This window comes from Streptomyces sp. ActVer (genome assembly GCF_027270795.1).
GTDB classification, from domain to species: Bacteria; Actinomycetota; Actinomycetes; order Streptomycetales; family Streptomycetaceae; genus Streptomyces; species Streptomyces umbrinus_A.
Window position 1 is genome coordinate 1 of sequence record NZ_JAPWHT010000428.1, and the last position, 8,779, is coordinate 8,779.

Consider the following 8,779-nt stretch of genomic DNA (forward strand, 5'->3'; position numbering starts at 1 on the left):
CCCCGCGCCGCACCAGCATGCCCGCGCACAGGTCGACCGGCTTGACCACCAGCGGGAAGCCGAGGCGGCGCGCGGCCTCCTCCGCCTCGGCCCGGTCGGCGCAGACGGCGAAGAGCGGGCCGGGAACGCCGGCCTCGCCGGGGACACGGTGGGTCGTGTCCTTGCGGCAGGCGTTCTCCACCGATTCCGGCGTGGGGCCGGGGAGCCCCAGCCGGGCGGCGATCCGGGCCACGGTCGGCAGGTAGTAGTCGCAGGAGGTGACCACTCCGTCGAATCCGAGGACCCCGTGCAGGCGCTCGATCTCCGGGAGCAGGGTGTCGACGTCGTTCGTGTCGGCGGTCAGTACATTTCGGGCCGCGAGCAGGGGGTGGGCCGTGCCCTCCGGGGCGGAGCGCAGGTAGTGGTGCAGATCGCGGGTGAGGAACGTGAACTCGTGCCCGCCCTCCCGGATCGCCCGTGGCAGCAGTCTGCTCATCGACCCGACCCAGCTCTCGACCACCAACAGATGAGCCACAACTCCCCTTTCGCGCACGTCGGTTGAGGTTCCGGGCACGCCGGGGGCACCCCATGGCGGGGCGCGGACGGCGTGACCGACGCACACGTTATCGACAATCATTTTCATTGTCATTCAATGGCCTGCCCTTTGTTGCCGACGCGGCAAAAAACTGTTGGACAGGGCCGGACGGGCGGATCTAGCCTCGGCCGGTCCGAGTGATGGTGTGCCTACCGAAAGAGGTGTTGGAGATGACGGTCCGGATGAGCGCGGCCGCGTACGACGTGCTGCGTACTTCAGCCACCACGACCTCCTCGGACCGAAGGAATCCCAGAAGTGGATCTTCCACGTAGCTTCACCATCCGCGAGAGCGGACACCGCATTCACAACCCGTTCACCAGCGAGAAGCTGGCCACCCTGGGCCGGGCTCTCGGCCTGGCACCCGGGACGAGCGTGCTCGACCTCGCCTGCGGCAGCGGCGAGATGCTGTGCACCTGGGCGCGCGAGCACCAGGTGACCGGCACCGGAGTGGACATCAGTACCGAGTTCCTCGCCGCGGCGCGCTCGCGGGCCACGGAGCTCGGGGTCACCGACCGCGTCGCCTTCCGGCACGGGGACGCGACGGGCCATGTCGCCGACGAACCTGTCGGCGTCGCGGCCTGCCTCGGCGCCACCTGGATCGGTGACGGGGCGGCCGGAACCGTCGAACTGCTCCGGCGGAGCCTCGCCCCCGGCGGGATCATGCTGATCGGCGAGCCGTACTGGCGGCGCGAGCCCCAGGACCAGGCCACCGTCGAGGGCTGCTACGCCACCACGAAGGACGACTACCGCCCGCTCCCCGAGCTGCTCGAACTCTTCGGCAGGCTCGGCTGCGACGTGGTGGAGATGGTCCTCGCCGACCAGGACAGCTGGGACCGGTACGTGGCCGCGCAGTGGCTCAACACCCGGCGCTGGCTGGACGCGCACCCGGACGACGAAATGGCGGACGAGATGCGCGAGGACCTCGCCACCGGACCCGTGCGCCACGTGCGCTACCAGCGTGAGTACCTGGGCTGGGGCGTGTTCGCGCTGATGAACCGCTGACGGGAGCCGGGTGGGCCCCACCGGTACGACGCACTGACGTGCGGATCCGCCGGTATGACGTGTTGATGTGCGGAGGAGCCCACCCGGCCGGCGGCTTGAACAGGCAGCGGTCCCGTCGAGAACCGCCCCGTCCGGGCGTCGCCCCGCCTCGGGGCGATCAACTCGGCGGGCCGCTGTTGAACTTCCGGGCGGGGGTACCCGTATCACTCCTCAGTACCGCCCGGAGGGAGAGCAGGTTGTCGACACCGTCCGACCCACAACTGCCACCGAACCGGTCGGCGCTGGAACCGACCCACGTCATGCGCCGGCGCCGGTCCGGAGCCCTGTCGGAGCTCGTGAGGCAGGTCCAGGAGAGGGAACGCGACCCGGACGACGGGTACGAAGTCGTCGCGGTCCCGGGGGAGTACACCGCCGCACTGCCTCGGACGGCGGAGGACGACACCCAGGAACTGCCGCCGTACATCGTCGACTTCGGCAGCGACGAAGGCCACGATCAGGGCGACACACGCGGCCGCCGGGTCGCCCGCACGACGGCGCACGGCCGTACGTCCCTGTTCCGCCGCACGGCGATCGCCATCGCCGCGGTGGCCGCCGCCCTGGCGGGATTCAGCGCGGCTCTTCTGCTCACCTGGGACCGCGACGCCACCGACGACAAGGCACAGGCGCCGCCCCCGGCCGCGTCATCGGCCCCGGCACCGTCCCAGCCCGCCGCCGCTCCCGACCCCGACGGCGCAGGCACCCTCCGCGAGGGCGACAGCGGACCGGAGGTGAGCGACCTCCAGGAACGACTCCTCCGCATCCCCAACGTCTACGAGGGCGGCACGGCCACCGGCCTCTACGACGCCACACTCACCGCGGCGGTGGCCCGCTTCCAACTCTGGTACGGCATCCGGGGCGACGAATCAGGCGTCTACGGCAACGACACCCGCAACGACCTGGAATCCCGCACGGCGTCCTAGAACGGCGGCGCCGCTGGTTCCAACTGCCGCTCCGTGTACGTCAATTGCTCCTACGTCAGATCCAGCCCTCCAACGACTTCATGAAGCCGTCGAAGTCGTCCCGGTGGATGGTGTGGCCCGCGCCGGGGACCGTACGGACCTCGAAGTGGTTCGTTCGTAGGTGGGCGGCGTCCTCGGGGCCGATGAGGAAGCTCGGGTCGGCGAGTTGGACCAGTGAGGGGACCACCGGCTGGGTGGGAAGGAAGCCGAGCAGGGGGCGGCCGCCGAGGAAGTGGGCCGTGCCGGGGTCCCAGTCCGCGAGGGTGGCGAGTTCGACGTCGACGTCGGCCTCGTCCCAGCGGGGGTTGAGCCGGGCGATGTGCTCCCGGGTCGCGTGCTTGCCCTCGACGAACGCGGCCGCGTCCACCCGCCCGTCGGGCGCGGACGTCGCCCAGACCGGGTCGCAGTACACCGCCCGGCACGGCCGCAGCCGGTCGATGGCCAGCGAGAGCGCGAGCCCGCCCAGGGAGTGCCCGATGGCCACGTCGGCGCGCCCGGTCAGCGTGTCCACGAGGTCGCGGGCGAAGAGCGCGGGGCTGTACTCGCCGCGAGGCGACGCACCGTGCCCGCGCAGATCCACCGCGACCACCTGGTACCCGCGCTCGGCGAGCGCCGGTCCGACCCGCCGCCAGGTGCGGGAGTCGGACATGATGCCGTGGACGAGCACGGCGCTCTTGTCGCCGGATCCCCACGCACGGGTGTTGAGCTGCACGTTGATGCCCTTCTCGGTCCGGGGCCGGCCGCGGTCGCCGGCCCCCGTTCTCGCCGCCGTCTCACGTCACCCGGCGGCCCGGCCCCGGGCCACGAACTCCCAGCCGCCGTGCGCCACTTCATACACCACGAACCCCGGCTCCACCCGCACGAACCCCGCCCCGCCCGGCGCCTTCACGGCCGAACGGCTCGCCGCGGGCACGTACACCTCGGCCGTCGAACCCACCGGCACCCGCACCGACAGCCGTGTCGAACCGTCCACGACCGACCATGCCGCCGAGGCCTCGCCCCGCACCGTGCGGACCGAGGTGCGGGCCCAGTTCACGCCCGTACGGCCGTCCGGGCGGACCGTGAAGGTCCGGTAGCCCGCGTCTCCGGGGCGCAGTCCGGCCACGTTCTCGTACAGCCACTGCACGACCGTGCCCTGGAAGTAGTGGTCGCGGGAGCGCGAGTCGAGCGGCCACATCTCCCACATGGTGTCGGCGCCGTTGTCGAACCAGTAGCCCCAACTCGGGTACGTGCGCTGGGTGGCGATCGCGTGCGCCACCTCGGGATGGCCCTGTGCGGACAGCTGCCGCAACAGCACACTCGTGCCGAGAGCGCCGGTGTTGAGGTGGTTGCCGCGCTGCTCGATGTCGGCGAGGAGTGAGTCGACGACCGTGGCCCGGGCGCCCGGCGGGACCAGCCCGAAGGCGAGCGGAATGCAGTTGTTGGTCTGGCGGTAGTCGGGGTCCTTCGCCGTGCGGTAGTGGCCGTCCGGGCCCAGGAAGGCCGCGTTGAACGCCTCCTTGAGCCCGCCGGCGGCCCTGCGGTAGCGGTCCGCGACCTCGGCGTCGCGCAGCAGGTCGGCCAGCTCCGCCGTGCCCGTGAGCGCCCGGTGCAGATACGCCGTCGCGGTCAGCCGGGTGTCCTCGGGCGGGTTGCCGCCGTACCCCGGCGGCAGATAGTCGCCCAGGGCGGTCACCGCGAGCCCGTCCTTGAGCCGGGAGATCTCCCAGTCCAGGTAGCGGGTCAGCGGCGTCCAGTGGTCGCGCGCCAGCCGCTCGTCCCCGTAGACGCGGTACATCTCCCGCAGCAGGAAGGGGTACACCGTCGTCCACTCCGGCGACGGACCGAGGTCGCCGTAGCCCCAGCCGCCGCTCGGCACGATCACCGGCAGCTGCCCGTCGGTGTTCTGACTGTCCTTCAGGTCACCGAGCCACTTGGAGAGGAAGCGGTGCACGCCGAGCGCGTACGTCATCACGGGCGCACCCAGCTGTGCGTCACCGGTCCAGCCGTTCTTCTCGTACATCGGTGTGTCCGTCGGGATGCCGTGCAGGTTGTTGAGGACCGTGCGCCGCATCGCCGCCTCCAACCGCTCGTAGAACGGCTCGGAACACGCGAAGGTACCCGTCTCCGCCACGCGCGTATGGACGACCCGGCCCAGCACCTGAGACGGCTTCGGCTTCGCGGGCAGCCCGCTGATCTGCACGTAACGGAAGCCCTTGTACGAGAACTTGGGCTCCCACACCTCGTCGGCGCCGCCGCCCGCGCACACGTACTCGTCGGTCTGGAACCGGCCCGGCACGTGCCCGGTCTCGGCGTGGACGCTCCCGTCGGACTTCAGTTTCTCCCCGTGGATCAGGCGCACGGTCGTCCCGGCGCCGGCCCGTACGGTCAACTGTGTCCAGCCGGCCATCGTGCGGCCCATGTCGACGACGTACACGCCCTCGCTCAACTCCTCGACGGCGACCGGGCGTACGGTCTCGACGATCTCGATCGGATCGTGCGGCTGCGCGTGCAGGGTGCCCTTCGGGGCCGCCTGCCGCTTGGCCTTCCCCCAGCCGCTGTCGTCGAATCCGGGGCGGGACCAGGCTGCTCCGGGCGACTTGCGCGCGTCGTAACTCTCTCCCGCGTACAGGGAGTTGGAGAGGGTCGGGCCTTCGGTGATCCGCCACCGGTCGTCCGTGGCGATCGTGGTGCGGGTACCGTCCGGGTGGTCGATCTCCAACTGGCCGATGAGCCGCGGCTCGCCGTGCCACGGAGGAAGGTGCCAGTTCCACACGTTCGGTGTCGTCATACCGAAGAAGCCGCGGCCGAGGGTCACCCCGATCGCGTTGGTGCCCCGCCGGAGGTGGTCCGTCACGTCGTGCACCGCGTACAGCACGGTCTCGTCGTAGTCGGTGAAGCCCGGGTCGAGGACCTGGCGGCCGACGCGTCTGCCGTTGATCTCGGCGTCGTAGTAGGCGAGGCCGCTGATGTAGAGCCGGGCGCGTGCCACGGGCTTCGGCACGGCGAACTCGTGTCGCAGCAGCGGAGCCGGCTGCTCGGTCGCCGCGATCGACACACCGTTGCCCCAAGGCCCTTGGCCGTACGCCGCGAGCACGGCCGCCTCGGGCCACCCGCTGTCGTCGAACTCCGGCCGCTGCCAGCCTTCTTGCTCACTCTCGGCTGAGCGCCACCCCTCACCCGTGACCAGTTCGACCGTGTCCGATCCGGTCTCCACGATGAGCCGTACGAGCAGTCCTCCGGGGTTGACGGAGGCGTTGCCGCGGTTCGTCGCCAGCGCGGCGACCACGATCGGCCCGGACCCGGCGGCCCGCACCTGCTCGGTGACGTCGACGAGATGGCCCTGCCGCCAGGCGTCGGTCTGCTCGGGCTGGTGCGCAACCCGCTCACCGTCGAGATACAGGGTGAAGTCGTCGTCGGCCGTGGCGAGCAGCGTCGCCTTCCGGATCTCCGTGCCCGCGGCCGGCGTCAGCGCGCCGCGGAACCAACGGGGCCCGGCGGGCGCGCTGTTGGAGGTCGAGCCGGGTGACCAGATCCAGGACGCACCGGTGAACTTCGGCGGCTCCGGCGCCGCCTCCGCGCCGATCCAGAACCCCTTCCAGGCATCTTTGGACAACGTTGTCTCCCACCAGCGCGGCGCACTCCACGCCGACGGCCGGCCCTCGCCGTCCCACACCCTGACGTGCCAGTGGTAGCGGGTGCGCGGATGGAGAGCGGGGCCGTCGTACACGATCCCGACCGTACGGTCCGACGTGACGCGCCCGGAGTCCCAGACCGTGCGCCGCCCCTGACGCAGACCCTTCTCGCTCAGTGCCACTCTGACCTGGTACGCGGTCTGCCGGGCCCCGCGCCCCTCGGCGGCCAACTCCCAGGTCAGTCTGGGCTTTTCGACCTCGGTGCCGAGCAGTGTCTCGGCGTACTCGACGGTTGTGCGCTCGATCCGCAGCCGGCCGGCCCCCGAGGCGTCGGCGGCCGTCCCCGCAGACGCGGTGGCGGTCTCGACGGCCCCGGAACCCAGAGCGGCTGAGGCGCCCGCTCCGGCGACGGAGGTGCGGAGGAAGGCGCGGCGGTTCCAACCCTTGGTCATCTGGGGCCCCTTGGTTGCGTACATGCGTGCACGGATGCGGGTGACGAAGTGATGAGGGTGTTTGAAACGATTCATTCGACTGTGAACGATCCTATGCAGAGCGCCTGTCGGGCTTCAAGAGGCGTGCACGGTGTGGCCGTCGATGCCGCTGGGGGTGGTGAGGTCGCGGACCGGTGTCTCCGGCCGGGCCGGAAGGCGCCGCCGTCCGCGTCCCCGCCCGGTGAAGTGGGTCGCGACCGACCGGAACGGCCCGGCGCGTGCCAGAATCACACCGTGGATTGGGGGATCCTCGAACGAGACGACGAGCTCGACCGACTGGCCGTCGCCGCGCGGGACGCGGCCGATGGAGCCGGTTCGGTGGCGCTCGTCTTCGGCGAGGCGGGTATCGGCAAGTCGAGCCTGGTGAAGGCCATGCCGGCCGTGCTGCCGGAGAAGGCCCGCGTCCTGGTGGGGGAGTGCGACGACCTCGCGACGCGACGGCCGCTCGGCCCCTTCCGCGATCTCGTCGGCAGCGTCGGCGCCGAACTGGCCCGGGCTCTCACGACGGGCGGCGACCGGCCCCGGGTGTACGACGCCCTGCGGGCGGAGCTGACCGCCGCCCCGCACCCGGCGGTCCTCGTCGTCGAGGACGTGCACTGGGCCGACGAGGCCTCGCTCGACGCCCTGCGGTTCCTGGTGCACCGGGTGGAACGCCTCCCGGCCCTCCTGGTCCTCACCTACCGCGATGACGAACTGGACCGCCGCCACCCCCTGCACCACCTCCTGGGCCAGGTCTCCCGGGCCGAACGCGTGCACCGCCTCCCGCTGTCCCGCCTCTCCGCGGGTGCCGTGCGGCAGTTGAGCGCGGTGAGCCGCCTGGACCCGGCAGAGGTGTACGAGGTGACCTCGGGCAACCCGTTCTTCGTCGCCGAAGTAGTGGCGGCCGGCGGCACCGGCGGGGTCCCGCCGACCGTGGTCGACGCTGTCCTCGCCCGGCTGCGCGGCCTGGACGACCGCACCCGCGACGCGCTGGAGCAGCTCGCCATGGTCCCGTCCGCCGTCGAACGGCCCCTCGTCGACGCGCTGTTCACGGACGGCGTGGCCGAACTGGCCGCCGCCGAACAGCGCGGACTGCTCACCGTGACGCCCGAACGGGCCGGATTCCGGCACGAGTTGATCCGCCGGGCCGTCGCCGACTCGCTGCCCGCCGCACGGCGCATCGAACTCAACCGCCACGTCCTCGCCGCGCTCGTCGCGAAGCCCGGCTCCGACCCCGCCCGTGTCGTCCACCACGCGGCGGAAGCCGGCGACCAGGAGGCCATCGCACGGTACGGTCCCGACGCCGCCCGGGACGCCTCCGGCGCGGGCGCCCACCGGGAGGCCGCCGCCCACCTGCGGCTCGTCCTGCGACAGCGCGACCGGTTCGAGGCCGCCGAACTCGCCGACCTGCTGGAGCGGTTCGCCGTCGAGAGCTACACCATCGCCGACTCCGCGGCCGCCGTCGACGCCGAACGGGACGCGGTGGCGCTGCGCCGGTTCCTCGGCGACACCCGGGCGCTCGGCGCCGACCTGCGCTGGCTGTCCCGCATCCACTGGTGGGCGGGCAACGCCGACGAGGCACAGTGTGCCGCGCGCGAGGCCATCGCCGTACTGGAGGACGCGGGCGACGACCGGCTGCTCGCGCTCGCCCTCAGCAACACCTCACAGCTCCACATGCTCTCCGAACGCACCACCCTGGCCATCGACTTCGGCGAGCGGGCCATCGCCCTGGCCCGCCGCACCGGCGACGACGCGATCCTCGCGCACGCCCTCAACAACGTCGGCTCCGCCCGCTGGCGCGACGGCGACCCGCTGGGCCGCGCCCAGTTGGAGGAGAGCCTGAAGGTCGCGCTGGCCGCGGGCGAGGTCGAGCACGCCTGCCGCTCGTACGCCAACCTCATCTGGACGCTGCTCCAACGCCTGGAATTCACCGAGGCCGACCGCTTCCTGGCACCCGGTATGGCGCTGGCGGACCGGGCGGAACACGTCGGCTTCCTCAGCTATCTCCATGTCGCGATGGCGCTGCGCCGGTTCGCCGCCGCGGCCTGGGACGACGCCGAGCGGCACGCCGAGATCGGCGCCCACGACTTCGTGCCCGCCCGCTGCCCCGCGCTGACCGTG

At 71.9% G+C, this 8,779-nt stretch carries 6 protein-coding genes and 1 pseudogene; 3 read left to right on the forward strand and 4 right to left on the reverse strand.

Annotated elements, in window-relative coordinates; genetic code table 11:
- Positions 1–514: pseudogene (locus tag O3Q52_RS42670) on the reverse strand (carboxylate--amine ligase); the annotation flags it as partial.
- A 315-nt stretch (positions 515–829) separates the two neighbouring features.
- On the opposite strand from O3Q52_RS42670, the gene O3Q52_RS42675 reads away from it, so the two are divergent.
- Together O3Q52_RS42675 and O3Q52_RS42680 are read left to right on the forward strand one after the other, a co-directional pair.
- A complete protein-coding gene (locus O3Q52_RS42675) occupies positions 830–1,576 on the forward strand; it encodes a cyclopropane-fatty-acyl-phospholipid synthase family protein (RefSeq protein ID WP_269653918.1) in 747 nt (248 codons plus the stop codon).
- Positions 1,577–1,812: 236 nt separating this feature from the next.
- Positions 1,813–2,535, forward strand: coding sequence for a peptidoglycan-binding protein (locus tag O3Q52_RS42680; RefSeq protein ID WP_269653919.1), 723 nt, complete (start codon positions 1,813–1,815; stop codon positions 2,533–2,535).
- Between the two features lie 55 nt (positions 2,536–2,590).
- Here the strand turns inward: O3Q52_RS42680 and O3Q52_RS42685 are convergent, their stop codons facing one another.
- The 3 genes from O3Q52_RS42685 to O3Q52_RS42695 all read right to left on the reverse strand — a co-directional run bounded on the left by O3Q52_RS42685 (position 2,591) and on the right by O3Q52_RS42695 (position 6,910).
- Entirely contained in the window at positions 2,591–3,286 is a 696-nt protein-coding gene (locus tag O3Q52_RS42685; protein WP_269653920.1) for an alpha/beta fold hydrolase, read from the reverse strand.
- A gap of 66 nt (positions 3,287–3,352) precedes the next feature.
- Positions 3,353–6,640 (reverse strand): family 78 glycoside hydrolase catalytic domain, encoded by a 3,288-nt coding sequence (locus O3Q52_RS42690; protein ID WP_269653921.1) that lies wholly within the window; start codon positions 6,638–6,640, stop codon positions 3,353–3,355.
- A gap of 114 nt (positions 6,641–6,754) precedes the next feature.
- Entirely contained in the window at positions 6,755–6,910 is a 156-nt protein-coding gene (locus tag O3Q52_RS42695; RefSeq protein ID WP_269653922.1) for a hypothetical protein, read from the reverse strand.
- A gap of 3 nt (positions 6,911–6,913) precedes the next feature.
- On the opposite strand from O3Q52_RS42695, the gene O3Q52_RS42700 reads away from it, so the two are divergent.
- A partial coding sequence (locus tag O3Q52_RS42700; protein ID WP_269653923.1) for an AAA family ATPase occupies positions 6,914–8,779 on the forward strand: 1,866 nt, incomplete at its 3' end.